11 protein-coding genes are annotated in these 13,943 nt (G+C 45.4%); 8 read left to right on the top strand and 3 right to left on the bottom strand.

All coding sequences use genetic code 11. The annotated features are described in order from the left end of the window. The first annotated feature begins 242 nt into the window (after positions 1-242). Positions 243-1,436, top strand: coding sequence for a bifunctional phosphopantothenoylcysteine decarboxylase/phosphopantothenate--cysteine ligase CoaBC (gene coaBC / locus AB5Z01_RS00380; RefSeq protein WP_368365189.1), 1,194 nt, complete (start codon positions 243-245; stop codon positions 1,434-1,436). A gap of 50 nt (positions 1,437-1,486) precedes the next feature. Continuing rightward, complete coding sequence (locus tag AB5Z01_RS00375) at positions 1,487-3,598, top strand: glycoside hydrolase family 36 protein (RefSeq protein WP_302833199.1); 2,112 nt, start codon at positions 1,487-1,489, stop codon at positions 3,596-3,598. Positions 3,599-3,879: 281 nt separating this feature from the next. Here the strand turns inward: AB5Z01_RS00375 and lnt are convergent, their stop codons facing one another. Beyond that, on the bottom strand, positions 3,880-5,307 hold the full coding sequence (gene lnt, locus AB5Z01_RS00370) for an apolipoprotein N-acyltransferase (RefSeq protein WP_287214714.1): 1,428 nt from the start codon (positions 5,305-5,307) through the stop codon (positions 3,880-3,882). Between the two features lie 60 nt (positions 5,308-5,367). On the opposite strand from lnt, the gene AB5Z01_RS00365 reads away from it, so the two are divergent. Together AB5Z01_RS00365 and AB5Z01_RS00360 are read left to right on the top strand one after the other, a co-directional pair. Then, on the top strand, positions 5,368-6,720 hold the full coding sequence (locus tag AB5Z01_RS00365) for a CCA tRNA nucleotidyltransferase (protein WP_368365188.1): 1,353 nt from the start codon (positions 5,368-5,370) through the stop codon (positions 6,718-6,720). Further along, the gene (locus tag AB5Z01_RS00360; protein ID WP_368365187.1) at positions 6,680-7,174 is read left to right on the top strand and encodes a VanZ family protein; all 495 of its coding nucleotides are present in this window, start codon (positions 6,680-6,682) and stop codon (positions 7,172-7,174) included. Before AB5Z01_RS00365 ends, AB5Z01_RS00360 begins: the two co-directional genes overlap by 41 nt. A gap of 122 nt (positions 7,175-7,296) precedes the next feature. Here AB5Z01_RS00360 and AB5Z01_RS00355 read toward each other — a convergent pair whose 3' ends face one another. Beyond that, complete coding sequence (locus tag AB5Z01_RS00355) at positions 7,297-7,713, bottom strand: Hsp20/alpha crystallin family protein (RefSeq protein WP_046439395.1); 417 nt, start codon at positions 7,711-7,713, stop codon at positions 7,297-7,299. A gap of 255 nt (positions 7,714-7,968) precedes the next feature. Further along, a complete protein-coding gene (gene sigK / locus AB5Z01_RS00350) occupies positions 7,969-8,658 on the bottom strand; it encodes an RNA polymerase sporulation sigma factor SigK (RefSeq protein ID WP_041337407.1) in 690 nt (229 codons plus the stop codon). Positions 8,659-8,913: 255 nt separating this feature from the next. On the opposite strand from sigK, the gene ptsP reads away from it, so the two are divergent. From ptsP to AB5Z01_RS00330, 4 genes are all read left to right on the top strand, one after another. Continuing rightward, positions 8,914-10,581, top strand: coding sequence for a phosphoenolpyruvate--protein phosphotransferase (gene ptsP, locus AB5Z01_RS00345; RefSeq protein ID WP_368365186.1), 1,668 nt, complete (start codon positions 8,914-8,916; stop codon positions 10,579-10,581). A 284-nt stretch (positions 10,582-10,865) separates the two neighbouring features. Then, entirely contained in the window at positions 10,866-11,597 is a 732-nt protein-coding gene (locus tag AB5Z01_RS00340; protein ID WP_368365185.1) for a hypothetical protein, read from the top strand. After that, complete coding sequence (locus AB5Z01_RS00335) at positions 11,590-12,546, top strand: ABC transporter ATP-binding protein (RefSeq protein ID WP_256320317.1); 957 nt, start codon at positions 11,590-11,592, stop codon at positions 12,544-12,546. Before AB5Z01_RS00340 ends, AB5Z01_RS00335 begins: the two co-directional genes overlap by 8 nt. Continuing rightward, complete coding sequence (locus AB5Z01_RS00330; protein WP_368365184.1) at positions 12,539-13,861, top strand: ABC transporter permease; 1,323 nt, start codon at positions 12,539-12,541, stop codon at positions 13,859-13,861. Before AB5Z01_RS00335 ends, AB5Z01_RS00330 begins: the two co-directional genes overlap by 8 nt. The last annotated feature ends 82 nt before the right edge of the window (positions 13,862-13,943 follow it).

Genomic DNA, 13,943 nt, shown 5'->3' with positions numbered 1-13,943 from the left:
GCATCTGTGGGCAGCGGTTTTCTGTTATTTTACATACTCACTTATCACTTGAAATCTTGCATTTCAACATGATCTGTGTTATACTATATTTAAGGCAATACCGCACAAAGATTGTGCGTCAGATGCGTAGTCAGATTTTTTGTGTGATATGACGGAAAATCTGCAAGCAGATGGCGTGCAAAGCCGTCAGGCGGGCTTTGTGCGGTGTTGCCTTATATATTTCCACTAAGGAGGTCATCTCTATGCTTCTTTCAGGTAAGACGGTCGTTCTCGGCGTCAGCGGCAGTATTGCGGCTTACAAGATCCCAACTTTAGCAAGACTGCTTAAAAAGCAAGGCTGCAATGTTCAGGTACTCATGACACAGAACGCCACTCAATTTATAAACCCTATCACTTTTGAATCCCTCACGGGCAACAAGTGCCTTATAGATACTTTTGACAGAAATTTTCAATACAGTGTTGAACACGTCGCTCTTGCAAAGCAGGCTGACCTTGTTATGGTCGCTCCTGCTTCCGCTAATGTTATCGGCAAGATAGCATACGGCATTGCTGACGATATGCTCACCACCACTGTCATGGCTTGCCCTTGCAAGAAAATGATATCACCTGCCATGAACCACAATATGTATCACAATCCTATTGTGCAGGACAATATCCGGAAGCTTGAGCGTTTCGGCTACGAGATGATCGCTCCTGACAGAGGTATGCTTGCAAACGGTGATGACGGCGACGGCAGAATGCCTGAGCCTGAGGTGTTGTTTGAATACATTCTTCGGGAGCTTGCTTTTGAGAAGGATCTTGCAGGCAAAAATGTGCTTGTTACGGCTGGTGCGACCATGGAGGCTATCGACCCTGTGAGGTACATCACTAATCATTCAAGCGGAAAAATGGGCTGTGCGGTGGCTAAAGCGGCTATGCAAAGAGGTGCAAAGGTGACGTTGGTGGCAGGTCACATGGAGGTTTTGCCGCCTATGTTCGTGGACGTTGTGAACGTAAAGTCTGCGGCGGATATGTTTGAAGCTGTCACAAAGCTTGCTCCTGAGCAGGATATTATCGTAAAGGCGGCGGCTGTGGCTGACTACACGCCTGTTGCGGTGGCTGACTACAAGATAAAGAAGTCTGACGACGACATGAAGATAGAGCTAAAACGCACGCAGGATATTCTTGGCTATCTCGGTCAGCACAAACGTGATGGTCAGGTCATATGCGGTTTTTCCATGGAAACGCAGGACGTTATCAAAAACTCTGAGAAAAAGCTCACCAACAAAAACTGCGATATGATATGCGCAAACTCACTAAAGACCGCTGGCGCAGGCTTCAAGACGGACACTAATGTTATCACCCTTATCACTGATGGCGGTGCTGTGGAGCTGCCTATTATGACCAAAGAGCAAGCCGCTCACAGGATACTTGACGAGCTTGCGAAAATGATATAAGTGTACGATAATATGTACAGATAAACAGATCACGAAAGGAAACACGCCATATGAAACGTATTGAGATATATGAAAACGGCATTAATATAGTATTTGAGATAACAGACGAGAACGAGGCAAAGCTTCTGCACTTCTCTGCTCTGCCTTTTGATGAAGCCAAGACGGCTTCATACATGGGGCTGAAAACTTTCAGACCTGTAGAGATACAGGCGAGCGGTATCGACCGCCCTGACGAGCGTCACGGAAACAAATATATTGTGACCGCTCCGGGTTGGAGAATGAAGTTCAAGGACTTCCGTGATGTGAACAATGACCATGGCAGAAAGCTTGAGCTTGTGACATTTGACGAGGGCACAGGTCTTGAAGCTGTGTCCCACTATCAGTTTTACACCGGCACATCTGTTGTACGCTGTTGGACTACCCTTACAAACAAGGGCAGCGAGGTACAGACCATTGAATATATGTCCTCCTTTGCACTGACGGGCGTAGAAAAAGAGGGGCTTAAAAAGCCTGAGGACAAGATGAAGATATGGGTATGCCACAACTCATGGCAGCGTGAATTGCAGTGGCAGGACTACACTCTTGAACAGGTGGGGCTTGCGTCCTCTGCTAAGCCTACGGAACAGCGTTCATCAAAGGTATTTGCCTGCACAAACGTTGGAAACTGGTCGGCAAAGGAATACATACCAATGGGTGTGCTTGAAAACACAGAAGCAGGCTCGGTGCTGTTTTGGCAGATAGAGCAAAACGGCTCTTGGCACTGGGAGCTTTCGGACGTGGGAGGACACTTCTATTTACAGCTTTCTGGTCCGTCTGAGATAGAGTCCCACTGGTATAAAAACCTTGCGCCTAATGAGAGCATAGAAAGCGTGAAATGTGCAGTAGGCTCGGTGACAGGAAGCTTTGACAAGGCTATGGGCGAGCTGACGAAATACCGCAGAAAAATACGTCGTCGCAACAAGGACAATCAGAGGCTTGCGGTAATATTCAACGACTACATGAACTGTCTGTGGGGCGACCCTACGGCTGAAAAGGAGTTTCCCCTTGTGGACGCTGCGGCAGAGGCTGGCTGTGAATATTTCTGCATTGACGCAGGCTGGTATGCTGACGGCTTTTGGTGGGACGAGGTCGGCGAATGGAAAGAGAGCAGAAAGCGTTTTCCGAACGGCGTAAAGGAAGTTGCCGACTATATCCGCAAGAAGGGCATGATACCGGGATTATGGCTTGAGATAGAGGTCATGGGAATAAAATGTCCGCTTGTGGACAGCGTTTGCGATGACAGTTGGTTCTTCACACGTCACGGCAAGAGGGTCTATGACAGAAGCCGTTATCAGCTTGATTTCAGAAACCCGAAAGTCCGTTCCCACGCTGACGAGGTAATAGACAGGCTTGTTTCGGAATACGGCATAGGCTATATAAAAATGGATTACAACATAGAGCCTGGCATAGGCACTGAGCAGAACTGCGACAGCGTGGGCGAGGGTCTGTGGGGTCATGAAAAGGCTTACCTTGAATGGCTTGACGGTGTTTTTGCTCGTCACCCTGACCTTATTATAGAAAACTGCTCCAGTGGCGGACTCAGAATGGACTATGCGATGCTTTCAAGATACTCCATTCAGTCCACATCAGATCAGGACGATTACAAAAAATACTGCACCATTGCGGCGAACTCCCCTACTGCCCTTTGCCCTGAGCAATCGGCTATCTGGGCTTATCCTATCACATCAGGTGACAGAGAAGAAGTTGTTTTCAACATGATTAACGCAATGCTTCTGCGTATCCACCAGAGCGGTCACCTTGGCAACATCGACCCTGAACGCAAGGCACTTGTTAAGGAAGCTATCAGCGTTTACAAGAAGATAAGGGCAGACATAAAGGAAGCAGTGCCGTTCTGGAGCTTGGGACTGTCAAAATTTTCGGACGACTGGGTATCTCTCGGTCTGAGAAACGGCAACAAGGCTTATCTTGCCGTATGGAGGAGAGAGGGCAAGAGCGACACCTGCGTTTTGCCTATAGGCTTCCTCAAGGGTGTTGACGCAAGGGTGAAGTGCATTTATCCTGATTTCAGCGAAACCCCTGTGGAGTTTTCAAAGGCGACAGGCAATGTTTCCGTTAAGTTTGACAGACCTTATATGGCTAGACTTTTTGAGATAGAGTGGTAAAAATACGAGCTTGGTAGGGTTTCTGTAGTTTGTGCAAAAAAATGCGGGCGAACAATGTTCGCCCCTACATATGAATTTGTGCTTTGGCACGATCTTGTAGGGGAGCGGCGCAATTTCTGTTCGCAAGCTCACAGAAATACGACGTCCCGCTCCTCGAGGTTTCGCCTTATAATTTATCGCACAAACCCTGAAACCCGACAAAGGGCGGTAGGGGCGAACACTGTTCGCCCGTCGGATATCGGAGTTGTCTGATACACCTAATAAGATTGTGTTGCTCAAAGTCACCTGCCAATAAGGGTAACTTTTCCCCACACCGCACCTTTTGATTTGTCCGATTTTACGGACAGTTGCTCGCCTGTGGGAGATATTATCGCTGATATTCCGCAGTTTCCTGCACGGAGGACATATCTTCTGTTCTCAACGGCTCGCATTATGCAGTGGCGGTAATGCTGTTCACGGGCGGAGCTTTTGCCAAACCATGAATCGTTGGTGGAAACGCAAATTATCTGTGCGCCCTGCTCTTTCTGTCGGCTCACAAGGCTTGGAAAAATGGACTCTATGCAGATAACAGAGCCTATGGTCATGCCGTCTGAGGCAAGGGGCTTGGTGTGTCTTTCGTCTGCACATTCGCTCATAGTGTCAAGGTGGAAAATGCCTGCAAAAGGTGTCTTTTCACCGAAAGGCACAAGCACTTGTTTCAGGTAGGGCGAAGACGCAATGCCGTTTTTATCATAGGCGAAAAGGGCATTGTAATCCTTGCCGTTTTCAAGATAGAACGAGCCTGTCACAAGGGTACACCCATGGGTGGCGGCAAAGTCTGATATAAGGGAAAATTCTTTTAGCTGTTCGTCATAGTCTTTCGACACGGCAGTTTCAGGAAGCAGAACAAGGTCAGTACCCCACCGCCAACAGCTTTCCATTATAGAAAGATAGGAGCGTGCTGAGTCAAGGGCTTTACGGTGTGATTTTTCCCTGCCCTCCAGACTATCCTGTGCGCAGATAACGTCTATCTGAGGGTAGATGTTATCAAGCTTTTTGTCGAGGTTTATGGAATAAAGTCCGTAGCTTAAATTTGCCCCCTGCAAAAGCAGTGCAAAGGCGGTGTAGGCAAAACGCTTTTTGCCAGTATATATCTCTCCATGCAGACCGTTGAGCAGGAAAATTATAAAGCTTGTAAGGCGGCAGCTTATGAGCGTGGCGGATTGCAAAAGCAGTGGCGAACTTGTTACAGCTAGCCATGCCGCAGACCACGGAAACGCCAAAATCGGAACTTTCTCTTGAAGCCACTCCCCTGCTGTCAAAAGCAGGCAGAGCAAAACTATCTCAGACAAACGGTGTTTGAGATGCGGTCGCAGGGGCAGGAAAAGGCTCAGTGGAAGATACATAAGGATACACTCCCACAAGGTCAGACCTAACCACGCTAAAGTGGCAAGAGGTATAGAGGCAAAGGACGGCAGAGGACATATTTTCCATATGGTGAGCATAAAAGTGAGCTGAAAAAGATAATATGGTACAAAAAAGCACAGAAAATCAAGCCTGAAAGCCCTTTTTTCATGGCAGACTGACAGGCAATGCACCATTGGCGCAAAGATAAAAAACGCAAGCCACGGCAAATTCAAGATAGATTGCATAAGCGCGCTCACTATACCCGTAAGGGCGAGGAACGCTCTCCGTGAGATTTTGGGGTCAATTATTTTCGAGATATTCATGTAAATATTATGACCCGAAAGTCGCACATAATTCACAAAACTATAAAGGGAGGCAGTAAATTGGAGATCTTTATTCCGCAGTTTGTCAGGACGGCTCTTGACAGGCTGAATGAGTGCGGCTACGAGGGATATATAGTCGGTGGCTGTGTAAGAGATAGTTTGCTTGGCAAAAAGCCTCATGATTACGATGTCTGCACAAACTGCACCCCTGACAAAATGCTTGAAGTTTTCGCAAATTTCCGCACTATTGAAACCGGGCTGAAGCATGGCACGCTCACTGTTTTGATAGAGGGCGAGCCGGTGGAGATAACCTGTTATCGCAGTGACGGAGAGTATATAGGGCATAGAAAGCCTGCTCAGGTGACATTTGAAAGCTCGCTGGAGGAGGACTTAAAACGTCGTGACTTTACTGTGAACGCTATGGCATACTCACCAAAAGAGGGGCTTATTGACCTTTACGGTGGACAAGGCGACCTTGAAAAGGGCATTATAAAATGCGTTGGCGAACCTGAAAAGCGTTTTGACGAGGATGCTCTGAGGATATTAAGAGGGCTGAGATTTTCTTCATGCCTTGGGTTTGAGATCGAGGAAAAGACCTCAAAGGCTATACTTGAACAACGTGAGCTTTTAAAAAGCATTTCTGCTGAACGCATTGCGTCGGAGCTTAAAAAGCTTCTCTGTGGAAAGGGTGCAAGGAAGATATTGCTTGACTATCGTGAGGTCATAGCAGTGTTCATACCTGAGCTTCGGGAAAGCTTTGATTTCAGGCAGAACAATCCCCACCATTTTCTTGATGTTTACGGTCACATTTGTTTGAGCGTTGAGAACGTCAGACCACAGTGGCAGATGAGGCTTACTATGCTTCTTCACGATATCGGCAAGCCGAGAATGCACACTGTTGATGAGAACGGCATTTCCCACTTTAAAAAGCACCAGTTCCAGGGGGCTTACATGGCGGAGAAGATATTAAAAAGGCTCAGGATAGACAACGCTTCGGCGAAATATATTTATGAGCTTATATGGGAGCATGACAACAGGATACCTGCCACGAAAAAGTCGGTGCGGAGATTTATGGCTCAGCATGATTTTGACTTTGTTATGGATTATCTGGAGGTGCGCAGGGCTGACACATATGCCCAGTCGGACTACAAACGGCAGGAAAAGCTTGCAGAACTTGACCATATCGCAGAGCTTGCAATAGAGATAAAAGAGGACAACGAGTGTATCCACATTTGCGACCTTGACATAAACGGCAAGGATCTTATACAAATGGGCTTTGGAGGAAAGGATATCGGCATTGGGCTGGAGCTTGCATTGAATGGTGTTATAGACGAAAAGGTGGAAAACAAAAAAGAGGAGCTGAAAGGCTACATTGAAAGCAACTTCAAAAGGCAGGATAAAGATAATACTTAAAGGGTCGGCACTTGTGCTGTGGTGCGTGGTGATATTCATGTTTTCGGCAAACAATGCTGACGAGTCCAACAAGCAATCAAATGCGGTGTTTAACACAGTGATAGAATTTGTCAACCCTGTATATGACAGCCTTGACACTACAGCGCAGGCGGAATACAAGGACACCGCCACGTTCATCATAAGAAAGCTTGCGCATTTCAGCGAATACGCCTTGCTTGGAATACTGGCTTTTATAAATCTTGCTATGGTGAAAAAGCTTGGATACAGAGGGCTTTTTGCGGCAGTTTTTTCTTGCGTCTACGCTTCAAGTGATGAGATACATCAGCTTTTCGTGCCGGGGCGTGCAGGGCAGGTGGGTGATGTTCTTATCGACACAAGCGGTGCAGTGGCAGGAATTTTACTTGCCATACTAATACGAAAAATATGGCTCAAAAGCCGTGAGAAAAAATCGTGATAACAAAAAAATATCCGTGGGGGCATTTCGCTCTCACGGATATTTTATTCTAGCAAAACCTATTGCAAATCATATCGTGACCCATTGGTATCGCCTCATTCAAAGCTTTGGCTTTACTTAAATCACTTTATCTCAAGCCTTTTGGTTTCAGGCTTTACCTCCTGCATCTTTGGCAGGTCAAGGGTCAGGATACCATTCTTGTACTCTGCGGCGATATTGTTGGTATCAATGCCTGTAAGGTCAAAGCTTCTCTGATAAGAACCGTATGTCCTCTCACGGCGGATATACTTGTCTTTCTTATCCTCTGTCTCTGCCTTATGCTCAGCGGTAAGAACAAGATCGTTGCCTGAGATGTCAAGCTTGATATCGTCCTTATCAAAGCCCGGAAGCTCTGCTTCCATTACATATTTGTCGCCCTCGTCCTTGATATCGGTCTTGAAGCTCTGGAGTGCATTTTCTCCAAAGAAATCATTCTCAAAATCATGGAATGCGTTAAACAGGTCGTAGCTCTTTCTTTCAAATGGTGTAAGTCCAAACATATAAATTCCTCCTTGATGTGTTATATCTTAAATTGTCTTGTAAGCTTTTATCATTTATTCTGTTCTTCCATTGGTATCATTTCCTTTCTTCATTGTCTTTATGATACCCCTGCTATGTGTTCATTGTGTGAAGATATTGTGAACATTAGCTGAATTTTAGCACTATTATTATGTGAGTGCTAGCATATTAGTTTTACGAGTGCTAAAATAATGTCATGACATGATATGATAATCAGCGGGCTGCGTCAACGCCTATCACTGCTTATCGAAGCGGTCTTTAAGAAGCTTCAAGGCTTTCTTTTCTATCCTTGAAACATAGGAACGTGAGATACCAAGGCGTTTTGCGACTTCTCGCTGCGGCAGTTGCGGCTGACCGAAAAGACCATAGCGCAGAGTGACTATCTGTCTTTCACGCTCATCAAGAGAGCTTTCAATATAGCGGTAGAGCTGTTCACTGCGAATGGAAAGCTCTATTTTGTCGGCAACGTCCTCTCCGTCTGCGATTATGTCGATAAGGCAAAGCTGATTGCCGTCCTTATCGGAGTCAACAGGCTCGTCAAAGTGGATATCGTTGGCAGACTTTTTCTGGGAGCGAAAGTGCATTAGTATCTCGTTCTCCACGCACCTGCTCCCATAGGTGGCGAAGCGACAGCCTTTCTTGTGGTCAAATGTTGACACAGCTTTTATTAGACCGATAGTGCCGATAGAGATAAGATCCTCCTGATCTGTGGAATTTGAATAATACTTTTTTATAATGTGTGCCACAAGACGGAGATTGTGTTCGATAAGCTTATCCTTTGCCGCCTTGTCACCCTGCGCCATTCTCTCAAAACACTCACGCTCCTCCTTTGCCGAAAGCGGTTTCGGAAACACGCTGCGGCTGTCAAAATGCAGTGCGAAAAATAGAAAATTCCCCGTAAGCAGTTCAAACAGTGCTGAAAACATATTTGTCCCTCCTTATTTAAAGTATCGCTCATACGCTTTTTAATCATATGATTTTTAGGGATTGTACTATTCTGATTTTGACATAAGGTCGCTAAATGTTTCTGATTTGTTAAATTTGCTGAAATATTGATTGTCTTGTTTGCTAAAATCACGAATATTGTTAACGTTTTGTAAACAGACGGCATTTTACTTTTATCGTTAAACAAAGGGTGATATAATTATATTAGATAGGTATGTTTTTGGGGGTGAGCGCTCATGATAAGCATAAAAGGACGATCGGTATTCGGAAGCATTGCAAGAGGAAAGCTGACCTTTTATCATCGTGACGAATTTATCATCAACAAGATAAAAGTGTCCGACCCTGAACTTGAATACAAAAAATATGTCAAGGCTAAAAACGCTGCTCTTGTGGAACTTGGGGAGCTTTATGACCGTGCAAGGTTAAGCGTTGGAGAAGGCGACGCTCAAATATTTGTGATACACCAAATGCTTATCACCGACGAGCAATACGACAGCAGTATTCGCACAAAGATACTTGACGAGCATTTCAATGCCGATTATGCGGTCGCAAGCACTTCAAGAAGCTTTGCGGAGATGCTTGCACAAATGGACAGCGAATATATGCAAAGCAGAGCGGCTGACGTCAAGGACGTTTCAAACAGACTTTTAAGACACATTTTAAACTGTGCCGACAAGCTTCCCATACTTAAAGAGAATGCCATTATCTGCACCGGTGACCTTATGCCCTCAGAAACCCTGCTCATGGACAAGACGAAGATAAAGGGCTTCTGCACAAGGTCCGGTTCTGTGAACTCTCATACTGCGATACTTGCGAAAAATCTTGGCATACCTGCCATTGTGAACGTTGGAACGGAGCTTTCTGACGAATACGAGGGCAAGGAAGCCGTCCTTGACGGCTACAGCGGAACGCTTTACATAGAGCCTGATGAGCATACTCTCAGACAGCTTGAATACAAGGAAGCCGTTGAGGGCAGGAAAAAGGAACTTCTCACAAGGCTCAAAGGAAGAAAAAACATCACTCGTGACGGACATGAGATAAAGATATATGCGAATATACTCAACTCTGAGGAGCTTGAATCGGCGGTAAAAAACGACGCAGGTGGGATAGGTCTTTTCAGAACGGAGTTTATGTGCTTTGACAGACCTGCTTTTCCTGACGAGGATTTTCAGTTTTACACCTACCGCAAGGCATTGGAGGCAATGGAGGGTAAAGAGGTCATAATAGGCACTTATGATATAGGTGCAGACAAGATACCTGATTGTGCAGACATGAGTGCTGAGAGAAATCCCTCTATGGGCTGTAGAGGCATACGATTTTGTCTTGAAAGAGAAAGCATATTCAAAACACAGCTAAGGGCGTTATACAGAGCGTCTGTTTACGGACAGCTTTCAATACTTCTGCCTATGGTCATAGACGTGAGCGAGATACTGAGGGTGAAAGAGCTTATCGTGCAGGTCAAGGCAGAGCTTATAAAAGAGGGCAAGAAGTTTTCAGACAGCGTTAAGCTCGGGGCAATGATAGAGACCCCTGCGGCGGTGATGACAAGCGATATCATAGCCAAAGAGGTGGACTTTTTCAACATCGGAACCAACGACCTTGAACAGTTTGCTTTCGGTCTTGACAGGCAGAACCCATGCTATGACAGGGTGTCCCCGAAAAATCACAGGGCACTGCTGAGAATGATAAAAATGGTGTGCGACAACGCCCATGCAAACGGCATAAAAGCAGGCATTTGCGGTGAGATAGCAGGCGACCCAACGCTCACAGAGATATTTCTGGAGCTTGATGTGGATATGCTGTCGGTAGTTCCGTCAAGGATACTGCCACTGAGAAAGGCGGTAAGGAGCATAAGTCTTAAAGAACCGAAAAAGGCAGAGAATGACCTGAAGCTGTTTTTATAAAAAGGATAATTTTCCTCATTCCATATAGGCGGTGGGATACGTTATCGTGCGTGTCCCACCGCCTTTTTGCTTTGCTTGCAAATACGCTAATAAGGAGAGCGAACTGTTCACCACTACAGATATTTAAACAAAGAACGTATTTTATCTTATGGTCTGTATGGTTGTCTTATGAAAATCTTAAGCGTTTCTTAAAGCGGTTGACAGTTGGAAAGGGTTATGATAAACTTATATATGCCACTAAAAAATACGTCTGAAAAAAAGACAAAACACAAGGAGGAGAAACTTTGAAACTAAGAAACATAAACAGAGGTCTGGTTCTTGGCGGTGTGCTTGCGCTGGGCGTTGTATGCTACTCAGTGTATGATAACAACCAGTTCAAGACTTCCAAGCCTGAGATAGAACAGACCATGAGGGATTATATCGCAGACTTGACAAGTGCAAACGTTGGAAGCAGTGATAAGTTAAAAAGTCAACTTACAGATTTTGTGGATAAGCATTATGCTGACTACACCACTTCTGACAATGAGTACGCTTCGTCAAAGTCAGGACTTCTGGACGAAATAAACCAAGCTGAAGTTGCAACGCAAGGAGGAGATATCACCTCGGCTGAGTATGACATAAAAGAGATGTCAATAAACAAGAGTGGAGCCGACGGAGCAAAGGTCACTATGATATACAATGTGTGCTATGACGTATCAAAGGGCGACCCAACTTTTCTCACAACCAACGGCATAAGGACCATGACAAGCGGTAACTACACAAATTCCGACAACTATGAGCCTAGCACATCTTCATACAAGGCGATTTTCAGTTATGAAAATGCTGAATTTTATCTTTTGCGTACCTCTGACGGCTGGAAGATAGCAACGTCCAGCAACTACGGACATGGCGAGGATTACAGCTTTGATGATAACAACAGTGACAGCGTGGCTGATGAAAGCAAGTCTGAGTCTGAGATAGTTCCGGACAGCAGTGCAGAAAATACCGACAGCGAGGGGGCAGACAGCGTTGAGTGATACTATTCTAAAGATAAAGGGGCTTAACAAGACCCTTGGCAAAAAGCAGATACTTCACAGCATAGATATGGAGTGTTACAGTGGCGAGGTCTACGGCTTTCTCGGTCCTAACGGTGCAGGAAAGACCACAACTATAAAGATAGCAGTGGGACTTTTACAGCTTGACGAGGGGGAGATATCCATTAACGGAAAGGATATCAGAAAAGACTTTGAGGGCGCAATGGCGAACGTTGGAGGCATTGTTGAAAACCCTGAGATGTATAAATATCTCTCGGGACTTGAAAACCTACGTCAGTATGCAAGAATGAGAGAGGGAGTAACTGAGGAGCGTATCAAAGAGGTGGTGGAGCTTGTAAGGCTTTCAAACCGCATTAATGACAAGGTGTCGAAATACTCTCTGGGTATGCGTCAGCGTCTTGGCGTTGCGCAGGCTATCCTTCACAGACCAAAGCTTCTTATCCTTGACGAGCCTACAAACGGTCTTGACCCGCAGGGCATAAAGGAGCTTCGTGACATACTTAAAGAGCTTGCTCACAAGGAAGGTACTTGCGTTGTGGTATCGTCACATCTCATGAGCGAAATGGAAATGATGTGCGACAGAGTGGGCATTATCGCAAACGGAAAAATGATAGGCTCATACACAATGGAGGAGCTTATCTCACAGTCTGACAGCTCAATTGCTGAATATGTACTTGAAGTTGACGACCCGCAAAAGGCTATGGGTCTTATAAAGCTCGCAGACGAGGGCAAGCACATCGACAAGGAAACAGGTGCAGTTGTCCTTTCTATCCCTGTGGAGATAGAGAAGAAAAAGATAGCCTCGGTGAACAAGACGCTTATCGAGGGCGGAGTTTCACTTTACACTGTTCACCGCAGAGAGAACAAGAAGCTTGAGGACGTATTCATCGAGCTTACAGGAGGAAAGGAAGGGGGCGTACAGATTGGCTAGATTTTTCAGACTTGTGAAAAACGAGTACATAAAGGTTTTCAAAAAGCTATCCACAAAAATAATGATCGTGCTTATAATAATATGTGCGCTTGGATTTTCAGGCATTGCACTTTTTGCAAAGCACAATATGGAGAGCAATAACTATTCAAGCTATGACGCAACTGGTGATTATCAGGAAACCATAGATTGGCTCAAAAACACAAACGGCGACCCTAACGAGATCGCAATGTGGCAGTATCTTATGGACAACGATATCGACAGCGATGATTGGAGATATGATGTACTGTCAGCCGTGTTCGCAGACGGCACTGGTGATATGTCAGGGATAAAGAAGTATCTTGACGACAACGATTGGCGTGGCTTCTGTCAATACAGGCTGGATAATGACATACTCACAGAGGGTGAAAAGTGGGAATATCAATACAGGTTGGACAAGGATATTTCCTTTGACAAGTCAAACGAGAAGAAAAACGATCTTATCATGACAGTTGCAAACGCAAAAAACACCATTGCGACCATGGGCGACGCAAAGTCTGACGGACAGAACAGCAGAGCAAAGCTGGAGGATAATATAAAACTTGCACTCTATCAGCTTGACAATGATAAGCTCGACAACACAGCAAACCAAATGACGCTGTTTGAAACAGACGAGCCTGAGCAGATAACATTCTGGACTGTGTTTCTCACAAGCACTTCCCTTGTAACGGTAGTCGCACTGCTTGCTATCGTTATCGCAGGCGGCATTGTATCCTCTGAATTTTCACAGGGAACTGTCAAGTTCCTGCTTATAAACCCTGTTAAACGCTGGAAGATACTGATGTCAAAATACTTCACTGTCATCACAGTGGGTTACATAATGCTTTGCATACTTTTCGTTGTGATGATACCTATTACAGGGCTTATGCTCGGCTTTGACGGCTTCTCAACGCCTTATATCTATGTAAGCGGCGGCGATGTAAAGGAAATGCCTACACTGCTTTATGCGGCAGAGCAATATCTGATGAAAAGCGTTGAAATGGTGGTAATGTCAACACTGGCGTTTGCTATCTCGTCACTTGTAAGAAGCACAGCCCTTGCTATCGGCGTCAGCGTATTCACAATGTGCATAGGCTCAACGGTCACACAGCTTTTGGGTCAGCTTGGACAGGATTGGGCAAGATTCCTTGTGTTCGCAAACACAGACCTTGCTTCTATCTCAAAGGGGTACTCAATATTTGCTCAGCACAGCCTGACCTTTGCCGTGGGCGTTCTTATAGCACACATGGTGGTGTTCCTACTTACTGCGTGGGACGGCTTTACAAAGCGTTCTGTATAAAACAGAATAAAAACATCAAACGGGCGGAGAAATTTCGCTCGTTTTTTGTTGCTGAAAAGGGTAAACAAATGAACAGATTATC

Source organism: Ruminococcus sp. RTP21359st1_H3_RTP21359_211015 (assembly GCF_040909065.1).
Lineage (GTDB): Bacteria > Bacillota > Clostridia > Oscillospirales > Ruminococcaceae > Hominimerdicola > Hominimerdicola aceti.
This window is presented reverse-complemented; position numbering and strand designations above follow the sequence as displayed.